The 12,188-nt window shown below is 65.0% G+C and carries 13 protein-coding genes; 3 read left to right on the top strand and 10 right to left on the bottom strand.

All coding sequences use genetic code 11. The annotated features are described in order from the left end of the window. Positions 1-3: 3 nt before the first annotated feature. From ACSFB7_RS04745 to ACSFB7_RS04715, 7 genes are all read right to left on the bottom strand, one after another. The gene (locus ACSFB7_RS04745) at positions 4-1,167 is read right to left on the bottom strand and encodes a Gfo/Idh/MocA family protein (protein WP_206174280.1); all 1,164 of its coding nucleotides are present in this window, start codon (positions 1,165-1,167) and stop codon (positions 4-6) included. 51 nt (positions 1,168-1,218) lie between these two features. After that, a complete protein-coding gene (locus ACSFB7_RS04740; protein ID WP_435467529.1) occupies positions 1,219-2,652 on the bottom strand; it encodes an enolase C-terminal domain-like protein in 1,434 nt (477 codons plus the stop codon). A 5-nt stretch (positions 2,653-2,657) separates the two neighbouring features. Next, on the bottom strand, positions 2,658-3,437 hold the full coding sequence (locus ACSFB7_RS04735; RefSeq protein ID WP_435467527.1) for an ABC transporter ATP-binding protein: 780 nt from the start codon (positions 3,435-3,437) through the stop codon (positions 2,658-2,660). A gap of 54 nt (positions 3,438-3,491) precedes the next feature. Beyond that, positions 3,492-4,496, bottom strand: a complete 1,005-nt coding sequence (locus ACSFB7_RS04730) for an ABC transporter substrate-binding protein (RefSeq protein WP_435467525.1) — start codon at positions 4,494-4,496, stop codon at positions 3,492-3,494. A gap of 40 nt (positions 4,497-4,536) precedes the next feature. Then, positions 4,537-5,310 (bottom strand): ABC transporter permease, encoded by a 774-nt coding sequence (locus ACSFB7_RS04725; protein WP_435467523.1) that lies wholly within the window; start codon positions 5,308-5,310, stop codon positions 4,537-4,539. A 32-nt stretch (positions 5,311-5,342) separates the two neighbouring features. Beyond that, complete coding sequence (locus tag ACSFB7_RS04720) at positions 5,343-6,338, bottom strand: tripartite tricarboxylate transporter substrate binding protein (protein ID WP_435467521.1); 996 nt, start codon at positions 6,336-6,338, stop codon at positions 5,343-5,345. A 141-nt stretch (positions 6,339-6,479) separates the two neighbouring features. Continuing rightward, positions 6,480-7,136, bottom strand: coding sequence for a TetR/AcrR family transcriptional regulator (locus tag ACSFB7_RS04715; RefSeq protein ID WP_435467519.1), 657 nt, complete (start codon positions 7,134-7,136; stop codon positions 6,480-6,482). A gap of 94 nt (positions 7,137-7,230) precedes the next feature. Here ACSFB7_RS04715 and ACSFB7_RS04710 point away from each other — a divergent pair, with 94 nt between their 5' ends. After that, positions 7,231-8,958: a thiamine pyrophosphate-binding protein gene (locus tag ACSFB7_RS04710; RefSeq protein ID WP_435467517.1), complete on the top strand. Its 1,728-nt coding sequence runs from the start codon at positions 7,231-7,233 to the stop codon at positions 8,956-8,958. On the opposite strand, the gene ACSFB7_RS04705 is transcribed toward ACSFB7_RS04710, so the two are convergent. Next, positions 8,921-9,217, bottom strand: a complete 297-nt coding sequence (locus ACSFB7_RS04705) for a hypothetical protein (protein ID WP_435467515.1) — start codon at positions 9,215-9,217, stop codon at positions 8,921-8,923. The genes ACSFB7_RS04710 and ACSFB7_RS04705 overlap by 38 nt on opposite strands. Before the next feature lie 121 nt (positions 9,218-9,338). Between ACSFB7_RS04705 and ACSFB7_RS04700 the strand changes: the two genes are divergently transcribed. Next, positions 9,339-10,118, top strand: a complete 780-nt coding sequence (locus ACSFB7_RS04700) for an AraC family transcriptional regulator (RefSeq protein WP_435467513.1) — start codon at positions 9,339-9,341, stop codon at positions 10,116-10,118. Positions 10,119-10,158: 40 nt separating this feature from the next. Here the strand turns inward: ACSFB7_RS04700 and ACSFB7_RS04695 are convergent, their stop codons facing one another. Continuing rightward, positions 10,159-10,608 (bottom strand): SWIB/MDM2 domain-containing protein, encoded by a 450-nt coding sequence (locus ACSFB7_RS04695; protein ID WP_124459573.1) that lies wholly within the window; start codon positions 10,606-10,608, stop codon positions 10,159-10,161. Between the two features lie 155 nt (positions 10,609-10,763). Beyond that, positions 10,764-11,687 carry a DMT family transporter gene (locus ACSFB7_RS04690; protein ID WP_435467511.1) on the bottom strand — a complete coding sequence of 308 codons (924 nt, stop codon included), beginning with the start codon at positions 11,685-11,687 and terminating at the stop codon, positions 10,764-10,766. 35 nt (positions 11,688-11,722) lie between these two features. Between ACSFB7_RS04690 and ACSFB7_RS04685 the strand changes: the two genes are divergently transcribed. Further along, positions 11,723-12,136, top strand: a complete 414-nt coding sequence (locus tag ACSFB7_RS04685) for a gamma-glutamylcyclotransferase family protein (protein WP_435467509.1) — start codon at positions 11,723-11,725, stop codon at positions 12,134-12,136. The last annotated feature ends 52 nt before the right edge of the window (positions 12,137-12,188 follow it).

Below are 12,188 nucleotides of genomic sequence, written 5' to 3'. Positions count from 1 at the left end.
TCTTCAGACCTTCAGCGCGGGCACATCGACCCAGCGGCGGTCTTTCCACGATTCGAGCGCGGCTTCGACCAGCTGCACGCCCTTGGCGCCTTCGGGCAGCGTCCACTTGTAAGGCTCGTTCTCGACCACGTGGCGAATGAAGTGCTCCCACTGGATCTTGAAGCCGTTGTCGTAGACCTGCGAGTCCGGAATTTCCTGCCACTGGTCGAAGAAATTCATCATCTGCTTTTCGTCGGGGTTCCACACCGGGCGCGGCGTGGCCACGCGCGACTGAGCGCGGCAGCTCGACAGGCCCGCCACCGCGGAGCCGTCGGTGCCGTCGACGTGGAAGGTCACGAGGTCGTCGCGGCGCACGCGCGTGACCCAGCTCATGTTGATCTGCGCGATGACGGGCTCGCCGTTGTGGCCGGTCAGCTCGCAGGTGGCGTAGGCTGCGTCGTCGGCGGTGGCTTCATACGGTTTGCCGGCTTCGTCCCAGCGCTTGGGGATGTGCGTGGCGCCGATGCACGACACCGACTTCACCTCGCCGAACAGGTTGTCCAGCACGTAGCGCCAGTGGCACATCATGTCCAGGATCATGCCGCCGCCGTCTTCCTTGCGGTAGTTCCAGCTCGGACGCTGGATGGGCTGCAGGTCGCCTTCGAACACCCAGTAGCCGAACTCCAGGCGCACGCTGAGCATGCGGCCGAAGAAGCCGGCGCGGCGCAGCATGTCGAGCTTGCGCAGGCCGGGCAAAAAGAGCTTGTCTTGCACCGCGCCATGCTTCAGGCCCGAGCCTTCGGCCAGGCGTGCGATCTCGACGGCTTCGTTCAGGTTGGTGGCGATCGGCTTTTCGCAGTACACGTGCTTGCCGGCGCGGATGGCCTTGGCCAGCAGCGTGGGGCGCATCTGCGTGGTGCCGGCGTCGAAGAAGATGGTGTCGTCCTTGTTCTCCAGCGCCTTGTCGAGGTCGGTGCCCCAGCGTGCGATGTTGTGGGCCTTGGCGAGCGCTTCCATCTTCTCGGCGTTGCGGCCGATGAGGATGGGGTCGGGCATGACCTTGTCGCCGTTCGACAGTGTGACGCCGCCCTGTGCTCGGATGGCGCAGATGGAGCGGATCAGATGCTGGTTCATGCCCATGCGGCCGGTGACGCCGTGCATGATGATTCCTAGACGTTGGGTGGCCATCGTTTTTCTTCCTTGAGATGCGAGAGAGACTGACAGAGAGAGAAGGGTGCTTCAGTAAAGGGAACGCATGGCGTCCCACGAGATGCCGGCGCCGGATTGGCCGGTGGCAAAGCCGGGCGCGGTGGCGAGCGAGGACAGGTCGAGCTGTCCATCGCGGATGGCGAGGCGCACGGCGCCGTCGCTCGGTTCATAGAGGCCCGGGTGCAGCTTCAGCAAGGCCTGCTGCTCGGCCTCGGGCGCGGCAGCGAGGCCGTTGACGTAGTGATGGCCGTTGCGCTCGACATGCGAGAGGCCAAGCCAGGCGACCAGCGCAAGGTCTTGCTGCACGCCGATGCCTGCCTGCATGGTCAGGTCTTCGCCCGAGAGAAAGTAGCGGGGCTTGTCGGAGGCCGCATTCCAGTGCGCGCAGCGCGCGGCGTTGACGATCGACTTGTAGAAGCCCTTGCAGCTCTTGCTCGATACGCCCGTGTAGCCCAGCGCGCGGGCCTGCACGAAGGCGTCGAGCGTGGCGTCGGATTCGTCGATCAGCAGCGGAATGCGCTTGCCCAGTGCCGATACGTCGCGCTGCAGTGCTGCGTCGCGGCGGATCGGCTGTTCGACGAAAACCGTCTTCTGCGCGAGCTTCCACAACACGGGCGTCGACAGCATGCGGTCGAGAAAGACCGCAAAGGCGTCCGCGTCGGCGTACTGTTCGTTGCCATCGAGCGTGACCAGTTGCGCATGGCCGTCGATCACGCGGGCGATGCGTTCGAGCCGGTCGATGTCTTGTGCCGTGTCACCGCACAGTTTGAGCTTGAAGTGCGTGAGGCCGTAGCGGCGCACGGCGGTGGTAAGCGTTGTCGGCATGCCGTCGGCGGGTGCATCGGGCGGGGCCTCGGCATCGTCGATGGCATCGGCCAGGCCGACCGTGTGGCGTGCGGCGATGCGATTGCGCGGTGCCTGTCGCGCAAGGAAGGCGGGCATGTCGAAGCCGGCCAGGTCATCGGCCAGTCCGCTGCCGGCGATGTCGATGCCGCAGAGGTTGCCGCTCATCGCCGTCGTAAAGCTGGTGCCGCTGTGCAGGCACAGCGCGTCGAGCAGGGCACGGTCGATCAGCGCGGGGCCGTAGCTTGCGACCAGCGGTTGCAAGCCCTTGGCTTTTGCACGCGCCTGCAGCGAGGCGTAGTTCGATGCGAAGTGCGTCCACGCGGTCTGCGCATCGGCCTCGCCGGTGTAGGCCTCGCGCGCATCGCGCAGGGCAAAGCGCAGTTGCTCGAAGTTCTGTTCGTTGGTCAGCGCGGGGTTCTTGTCGAACCACTTGGGCACCATCATCTCGGCGGCGCAGCCTTCGGCCGTGCGGCCGTCCGGCAGGCGGATGCGGGCCTTCACATAAACCTGCGGGCAGGCGGTGACGGTGGCCGCGCCGAAGCGGAACGGCAGCCGCAGCGCCACGTTGCGTTCGGCGAAGCGGATCTCTTCGACGTGAAAGCGGATCGCGTCCATCATGCCGCTCAGTGGTCCAGGATGCCCTGGGAGAAGAAATGCGCGCGCACCAGCTTCGTGTACGCGCCGAACTCGGCCGAGGCCATCATGTCGAGCGTGCGGGCGCGGGGCAGGTCGATGTCGTACACGGCGGCAATCGAGCCGGGCCGCTCGCTCATCACGATCACGCGGTCCGACAGGAAGATGGCTTCGGGGATGCTGTGGGTGATCAGCATCACGGTCTTCTTCGAGGCCATCCAGATGCGCTGCAGCTCCAGGTTCATCTTCTCGCGCGTCATCGCGTCGAGCGCGCCGAAGGGCTCGTCCATCAGCAGCACCGACGGGTCGTGCAGCAGCGCGCGGCAGATGGACGCGCGCTGCTGCATGCCGCCCGACAACTGCCACGGGTACTTGCTCTCGAAGCCCTTGAGGCCGGCCATCTCCATCAACTCGCGGGCGCGCGCCTTGGCGGCGTCCATGGGCAGATGGCGCATCTCAGCCTGCAGCAGGATGTTGTCTTCCACGCTGCGCCAGGGCAGCAGCACCGCGCTCTGGAACACGATGCCCACGTCCTTCTGCGGGCCCTTGATCGGCTTGCCGGCCAGCGTGAGTTCACCGCCGCTGATCGGCAGCAGGCCCGCCACCATCTTGAGCAGCGTGCTCTTGCCGCAACCCGAGGGGCCGACGACCGAGACGAACTCGCCTTCCTCGATGGCAAAGTCGAGCGGCTTGAGCGACTCGACGGGGCCGTCCTTGCTGGGATAGATCTTCGAGACGCCGCGCGCTTCGATCAGGGGAACTTGGGACATGGGTACGTGGAAGGTTGAAGCTGCAGCGAGCGCGCAAAAAGGAGCGAGGCGGGATCAGTTCGGCAAAAAATCGAGCGTCACGTAGTCCTCGGGCTTGCCGCGCGTGGATGCATCCATGCCGCCGTACTGCACCAGCAGGTCGAGCGATTCGCCGACGTTTTTCATCGTCACGCGGTAGGGGCGCTGGTTGGCCGTTTCCTTCGTGTGAAAGAGCGCCACGCTCTGCTTCATGCCGACGATCAGCGTGTCGCGCACGCCGGCCTTCGGGTTGGCCTTGAGCATCGCGTCCACTGCTGCTTCCGGGCTCTTCTCTGCAGCTTCGGCCGCCTTGGTCGAGGCGCGCATGAAGCGCTTCACGAGGTCGGGGTTCTCGGTCAGCAGATTCTTGTTGGTGATGATCCCGGAGCTGATCTGGTTGACGCCCGAGTCGGCAAAGCGGATCGGCGTCACGGGCTTGCCGGTGGCGTCCTGCAGCTTGATGGCCTGGTCCATCACGTAGCCCAGCAGCAGGTCGGCCTGGCCGTTGGTGACCGCATTGAGCTTGGTCTGGCCGTCGCCCGAGACGATCTTCACCTGGTCGGGCTTGATGTTGTTGACCTTCAGGAACAGCGGCCACATCTGCGACATCGAGTCGCCGGGCGTCACGGCCACGGTCTTGCCGATGATGTCCTTCGGCGTCTTGATGTTCTTCTCGGTGAAGCCCATGACCGACATCGGGCTCACCTGGAACAGCACGCCGGTCGACTTCAGCGGCGCGCCCTTGGCGGCGGCCTTGATCATGGTGGTGACGTCGATGTAGCCGAAGGTGGCGGACTTGGCCGCCACCGCCTGCGCGGTGACGGCGGAGCCGCGGCCTTCCTGGATGTCGAGGTCGATGCCTTCGTCGGCATAGAAGCCCTTTTCCTTGCCCAGGAAGAAGGGCGCGTGCTCGCTGTACAGGTACCAGTTGAGCATCAGCGTGACCTTGTCCTTGGGCTTGTCTCCCTGTGCGTGCGCAGGGGCGATGGCAAAGGTGGCGAGCGCCGCGGCGGCGAGCAGCGAGGGAAGCAGTTTCTTCATGGTTTTGTCTCCAGACTTTGTTGGTGTGTGGCGAAGGAACTCAGTGGGCGTGGCGCTGCGAGGCGTGCCACGGAATCATCACGCGCTCGATGAGATCGACCGCGACGAAAAGAATGACGCCGATGCTCGACAGCACGACCAGCGCGGCGAACATCAGGGGCAGGTCGAAGTTGCCGTTGGCTACTTGCAGCACGTAGCCGATGCCCGAGTTGGAGCCGACGAATTCACCGACCACCGCGCCCACCACGGCCAGCGTGACGGACACCTTCAAGCCGCTGAAGATCTGCGGCAGCGCCTGCGGCAGGCTGATCTTGAAGAAGGTCTGCAGGCGGCTCGCGCCCATCGAGCGCGAGAGATCGAGCATGTCGGGCTCGACCGACTTGAAGCCCATCACGGTCGACACCACCACCGGGAAGAAGCCCAGCAGGAAGGCGCTGATCACCTTCGGGAAGATGCCGAAGCCGAACCACACCACGAACAGTGGCGCAATCGCCACCTTCGGAATGCTCTGCGAGAACACCAGCAGCGGGTACACGTACGACTCGACCACGCGCGAGTAGGCAATCACCATCGCCATCGGAATGCCGATCAGGATGGTCAGGCCGAAGCCGCCGAGCGTGGCCAGCGTGGTCTTCCAGCTTTCGCTGAGCAGGCGCGGCCATTCGGCCATCAGTTGCTTCACGACCTCCCACGGCGGCGGCACGAGGTAGGCCGGAATCTTGAAGAGGCGGATCGCCAGGTCCCACAGCACCAGCAGCAACAGGATCAGGATGAAAGGGCGCAGGGCCGGGGAGAGCAGGAGCTTGCGGAGCATGGCGGGGGCCGGGGCTTTCTTTGCGGGCTGGCTTACTGTTGAACGGAAAGGCCGGCGGCCTTCACGAGTTCGGCGTTGCTGGCGATCTCGTCCTTGATGTAGGCATCGAACTGCGCGGGCTTGAGCGTCCAGGCATCGGCGCCGAGCTTGAGAAAGCGCTCTTTCACCTCGGGCGTGGCCAGGGCCTTGGTCACCTCGGCGTGCAGGCGATCGACGACGTCGCGCGGCGTCTTGGCGGGCGCCATCATCCCGATCCAGAAGTTGAATTCGGAGCCGGGCACGCCGGCCTCGGTGGTGGTCGGCACGTCGGGCAGCGCGGCCGCGCGCTTGGGCGAGCCGACGGCCAGCGCCAGCAACTGGCCTTCCTTGATCTGGCCGATCACCGGGGCGATGGGCGAGAAGTAGTAGTCGACGCGGCCTGAGAGCACTTCGGTCACGGCCTCGCCCGATCCCTTGAAGGGGATGTTGGTCGCATCGATCTTCGCGGCCATCTTGAACTTCTCTGCGTTCAGGTGCGTGGCGCTGCCCTGGCCGGCCGAAGCGAAGTTCATGCTGCCGGGCTTGGCGCGGGCCGCGGCCAGCAATTGCGGCAGCGTCTTGATGTTCTTCGAGGGCGAGATGACCAGCGCGTTGGGAAGCGACGAAATCGGCGTGATGCCCGCGAAGTCGTGCACCGTGTCGAAGGGCAGCTTGGCGAAGGTCGAGGGGCTCACCGTGTGCGAAGACGAGTGAATCATGATCGTGTAGCCGTCGGGTGCGGCCGTGGCCACCGCCTGCTGGCCGATGGTGCCGCTGGCGCCGCCGCGGTTGTCGATCACCAGCACCTGGCCCATGCTGGTGCCCATCTTGTCGGCAATGGCGCGGGCAATGATGTCGGTGGTGCTGCCCGCCGCGAAGGGAACGATCACGCGGATCGGCTTGGTGGGGTAGCCGTTGTTCTGCGCGGAAGCGGCGCCCGGCAGCAGGGCGGCCAGGCTGGTCAGCGCCGCGAGTGCGGTCACGGCGGTGGTGCGTGCAAGTTGCTTCAAGGTTGTCTCCGCGCGGTCGGGCCGCTTTCTTGGATCGATCAATTCACCAATAAGTGAATTAACGATTTTAGAAAGGCCCGCCGCGCAGCGTCAACCGCCGCTGCCTAGTAGATACCCGAGGTGCTGGATGAGCCTGCCGGCTCAGTGAAGGACGTAGCCCAGGACCAGGTCGGTCATGTGCGAGAGGCGTTGCGCCATCGCCTTGGGCGCACGCAGGTCGCGGCCGAAGATGGCCGAGAGCGTGTGGTTGTTCGAGAGGTAGAAATAGCAGAGCGACGCGATGGAGATGTACAGCTGCACCGGGTCGACACCTGCGCGGAACAGGTTGTCCTTCTTGCCGCGCTCCAGCACGGTGTCGAGCAGTTGCACCAGCGGCGAGTTCATTTCCTGGATGCGGTCGGAGCGCTTCAGGTGCGCGGCGCAATGCAGGTTCTCGCTGTTGAGCAGCGTAATGAACTCGGGGTGCTCCAGGTAGTAGTGCCAGGTGAAGGAGACCAGTTGGCGAATGGCTTCGACTGGTTCGATCTCATCGAGGTGCAGCCGCTGCTCGGCTTCGCGGATGTCGGCGTAGGTGCGCTCCAGCACCGCGAGGAACAGGTCGTCCTTGCTCCCGAAGTAGTAGTAGATGAGGCGCTTGTTCAGGCCCGCGCGCTCCGCGATGCTGTCCATGCGCGCACCGGCCAGCCCGCGCGCGGAGAACTCGTCGCGCGCCGACGCGAGGATGGCGAGCTGCGAACGATCGGCATCGCGCGAGCGCGGCTCGATCGTTTCGGTGGCGGAATCCTTGGAGGCCTTCATGGCGCGAATTTAACCAATTGGGGAATTAACGCAAGACGTGAAGGGCGGGCGCACATAATTGCCGGAGACATTTGCAGCTGAGGTTCGACTTCTCATGAGTACATCACAACCCGCAGGCCACCTGATCGTCGAGTGCCTCGTCGCGCAGGGCATGGAGATCGCGTTTGGCGTGCCGGGCGAAAGCTTTCTGGCGGTGCTCGACGGCTTTCATGCCTACCGCGATCGCGCGCGCTTCATCGTCAACCGGCAGGAGGGCGGCGCGGCTTTCATGGCCGATGCGCACGGCAAGCTCACCGGACGGCCGGGCGTGTGCTTCGTGACGCGCGGGCCGGGCGCGACCAATGCGTCGATTGGCGTGCACAACGCTTTTCAGGATTCGACGCCGATGGTGCTGTTCGTGGGCGATGTCGGCAGCGACTTCCGCGACCGCGAGGCTTTTCAGGAAGTCGACTATGGCAGCTTCTTCGGACCGAGCACGAAGGGATTCGCCAAGCGCGTGGAGCGCATCGACGATGCGAACCGCATTCCGGAGTACGTGGCGCGCGCCTTTGCCACGGCGATGAACGGGCGGCCGGGGCCTGTGGTGCTGGTGTTGCCTGAAGACATGCTGCGCACCGAGACCACGGCGCGGCCGTTGCCGCGTGTCGAGCCGGTGCAGCCGTGGAGCGACCCCGGCGCGCTGCGCACCTTGCGCGAGCTGCTGCTGAAGTCGCAGCGCCCGCTGGTGATTGCCGGCGGTGGCGGCTGGACGACGCAGGCCGCGCAGGCGCTGCAGCGCTTTGCAGAGAACTGGCGCCTGCCGGTGACAAACGCCTTCCGCTATCAAGATACTTTCGACAACCACCATCCGCTGTATGCGGGCGATGTCGGCATCGCGATCAATCCGAAGCTCGCGCAACGCGTGAAAGATGCCGACCTGATCCTTGCCATCGGGCCGCGCCTGGGCGAGATGACGACCGGCGGCTACACGCTGCTCGAAGCGCCCAAGGCGAAGCAGACACTGGTGCACATCCATGCGAGCGCCGAGGAACTGAACCGCGTCTATCAGGCCGACCTGGCGATCAACGCGGGCATGAGTGCCGCCGCGCGCAGCCTTGAAGTGCTGAGCGCGCCGCCCGTGTTGCCGTGGGAAGAGTGGACCGAGCAGGCGCATGCGGACTACGAGGCCAACTGCGTGCCGCAGGCGCTGGCCGGCATGCCGGTGGAAGCGCCGCGTGGCGCGGTCGACATGGCGGCCGTGGTTGCGCTGCTGCAGAAGCACCTGCCGCCGGACGCGGCCATCACCAATGGGGCCGGTAACTTCGCGAGTTGGGTGCACCGCTACTTCCGCTATCACGGGCTGACGAAGGGCTGCAAGACGCAACTGGCGCCGACCAGTGGCGCGATGGGCTATGGCGTGCCCGCGGGCATCGCGGCCAACCTGGCGACCGGGCGCGTGGCCTTCACGATTGCGGGCGACGGCGATTTCCTGATGACGGGGCAGGAGCTGGCGACAGCCTCGCAGCACGGCGGCAAAAGCATCATCGTGCTGCTGAACAACGGCATGTTCGGCACGATCCGCATGCACCAGGAGCGCGAATACCCCGAACGCACCAGCGGCACCGCGCTGCGCAACCCCGATTTCTGCGGGCTCGCGCGGGCTTACGGTTATGCGGCCGAGCGGGTGACCGAAACGTCGCAGTTCGAGGCTGCGCTGCTGCGCGCGCTGGCGGCCGACACCGGCACGCTGATCGAGATTCCGCTCGACCCCGAGGTGATCACCACGCGCGGCACGCTGGCGTCGATCACGCGTGCGGCGAAGCAGTCGCAGGCGCAAGGTTGAGCGCCGCGCGATGACGGGCCACCTCGTCGCGCAAGGCCGGCGAGCGCAGCTCGAACACGTCGAACAGACCCAGTGCTTCGAGGGCGGGCAGCAGCGCGATCAGGTCTTGTTCTGCGGCCTGTCGCGCTTCCGGCGTGGCGTTCGGGTCTTGCAGCAACTGCGCGTTGACGAGGAAGGCGCCGACCGACCCCTTGCGCAACGTGAGGCCATTCCTGACGACGAAGTCCTGTCCGTCGGGCAATACATCCTGAGCTTGCATGAGCGTTCCTTTGAAGGCGTTGTGAAGATGAGGTCGATGCTAGGCAGCAGGGGCGCCCGGGTCTTGCGGGGCCGGGCCAATCGATACCGCGTGCGGGCCATATCGCCGCAAGGCAGGGCGCATGGCTGCTGAAACCCCGGTCAAGCTCTGGATCAACGCCTACGAGGCGCCGCGCGTCACCGGCTACCACGCCCATGAGGACGGCCAGTTGTTCGCCTTGCGCGAGGGCCTGCAGGTCATAGAGACGCCTTCGGGGCGTTGGGTGCAGCCACCGGGCTGGATCGGCTGGATCGCGCCGCGCTGCGCGCATGCGGCGCAGAGCTTCGGTGCCACCGCGGGCTGGAGCCTGCACATCGATGCGGCCATGGCAGCGGCCTTGCCAGACGGACCGCACGTGTTTGCGGTCACGCCGCTGCTGCAGGGGCTGGTGGACCGAATGACATCGCTCGATGCGTCATCGGTTGTGTTCGCGGCGCGCCGTGCCCGCCTTGTCGCTGTGCTGATCGACGAACTCGCCGCGAGCGAAAGGCCATCGCTGCACCTGCCGATGCCGCAGGACAAGCGGCTTGCCACGATGGCTTCGGCGCTGGCGAACGATCCGGCCTCGACCGACACCATCGACCAGTGGGCCGATCGCATCGGCATGGCGCGCAGGACGCTGACCCGCCGCTTCGCAACGGAGACCGGGCTGAGCTTTGCGCAATGGCGCCAGCAGGCGCGTTTGCTGAAGGCGGTGGAGTTGCTGAGCCTTGGCGAGTCGGTGACGACCGTCGCGTTGACGGTCGGCTACAGCTCGGTGAGTGCCTTTATCGAAACCTTCCGCAAGCACTTCGGACGCACGCCGGCGCGTTTCTTCGTGGAGGGCGCAGCCCTTCTGCAGGCGAAAAAAAAGCCGGCATGAAGCCGGCTTTTTGATTCAGGAGCGCAAGGCCCCTGAGCGCTTACTTGACGTGCTTGCCAATCAGCGCGGCCAGTTCGAACATCGAAACCTGAGCCTTGCCGAAGATTTCCTTCAGCTTGGCGTCGGCGTTGATGTTGCGCTTGTTGGCCTTGTCTTGAAGGTTGTTCTTCTTGATGTAGTCCCACAGCTTGCTCACGACAGCGGTACGCGGCAGCGGCGTCGAGCCGACCACAGCGGCCAGTGCCGGGCTGGGGGTCAGGGCCTTCATGAACGCGGCGTTGGGCGTGCGCTTCTTGGCGGGAGCAGCCTTCTTTGCGGGAGCGGCCTTCTTTGCAGGAGCAGCCTTCTTCGCCGGTGCAGCCTTCTTTGCAGGAGCCGCAGCCTTCTTCGCAGGTGCGGCGGCCTTCTTTGCCGGAGCAGCCTTCTTTGCGGGAGCCGCAGCCTTCTTTGCCGGAGCTTTCTTGGCCGGAGCCTTCTTTGCAGTTGCCATGGTTGATTTCCTTTTTTGGTTGAACACTCACCAATGAAAAACTTGCGTCTCCAGTGGCAATGCGGATGCTAAATGAGAAAAAACGCGTTTCCAAGGGAAAAAGCGCTTTTTTCATTGGGAGCTGTTGTTTTTTCAGAGGGGAGAAGCCTTGTTTTTCACGTTCGGCGACCGGGCCATGTCGCAAGCACCACGCCCACGAGTGCGATGACGAACGCAACCAGCTGTGGCGAGGAGAGGTTTTCACCGAGCACGAGCACGCCGACAAGGGCCGCGCTGATGGGCAGCAGCACAGCGAAAACACCCGCTTGTGCAGCCGGTACATGGCGCAGTCCGGTCATCCAGAGCCACACCGTCCAGATGCTTGCGGCCAGTGCGTAGGCCACGAGCAAGGCCCATGTGCCCGGGCGCACCGCCGTGAAGTCGAACTGCAGGGCCAGCCAGATGCCGAAGGGCATGGAGAGCACGAAGCCCCAGAGGTTGATGAGCGACGCGATGCGCTTGGGGCCGAGGCGTCCCGTGAGCGACTTGCCGATCACCGCATAGGCGGTCTCGCAGAGCACCGCGCAGAACACCAGCAGGTTGCCGAGCCAGGGCATCGACGACTTCATCGCGTCGGGCGATGCGGGCGCGTGCGTGGGGGAGAGCGCAAGCAGGCCGATGCCGAGTGCGGCGCACGCGATGGCCATGCCGATGCGCACGGTGATGCGCTCGCGCAGGAAGAGCCAGCTCGCCACGGCCACCGCCGCGGGAATCGACGCCATGATCACGCCCGCAGAGACCGCGCTCGTCATGCTCACGCCGAACAGCATGCAGATCGAGAACAGGAAGTTGCCCAGGAAGGATTCGAGGAACACCAGCCAGCGCGTGTGCCTCGTCATCGGCGGCTCGTTCGGTGCGCGCTTCAGCCAGTGCGGCATGGCCAGCGCCGCGATGCCGAAGCGCAGCCATGCAAGCAGCAGTACGGGAAAAGCAGCCACGAGAGGCTTGGAGAGGGCGACGTAGCCGCCGACGAGCGACATGCTCAAGGCCAGGCAGCCATAGGCCACGAGGCGACCGGATGCGGGGGCAGCGGAGTTCAATAGACTGGAGTTTTGTTGTTGCACAGAGCGGATCGATGATGCCCCACGTTTTTGTTTACGGCACGCTGCGTCGGCGGGGGCGCAACGACATCGCCCGCTTCAGGCCGGTGCCTGAGTTCGTCGGCGAGGGGCGCATCGCCGGCACGCTGTACGACCTTGGTGCGTATCCGGGCGTCGTGCTGGGTGGGGCAGGGCGGGTGATGGGCGAGATCTATCGCATCGAGCCTGAAGTCGAGGCGGCACTTGATCGTCTCGAAGAAGTGGCCGATGACGACTCGGGGGAATACATCAAGCGCCAGGTGCGTGTGGCGATCGGCGCGCAATGGCTCGACTGCCTCGTCTACGAAATACACCCGACGCGAATCGCGGGCAGCGGCGTGATCGAGAGCGGTGACTGGATCGCACATGCGGCTGCTCGCGAGGCGCCGTTTTCACCACCGAAAGATTGATTGCGCATTGCGAAATCCATCGCTGCTGCGCCGCAATATTTTTTCTCGATAT

Origin of the sequence: Variovorax raffinosi (assembly GCF_051216615.1) — a bacterium.
GTDB lineage: Bacteria > Pseudomonadota > Gammaproteobacteria > Burkholderiales > Burkholderiaceae_C > Variovorax.
Note: the sequence above shows the minus strand (reverse complement) of the source record. Positions and strands in the feature narration are given on the sequence as shown.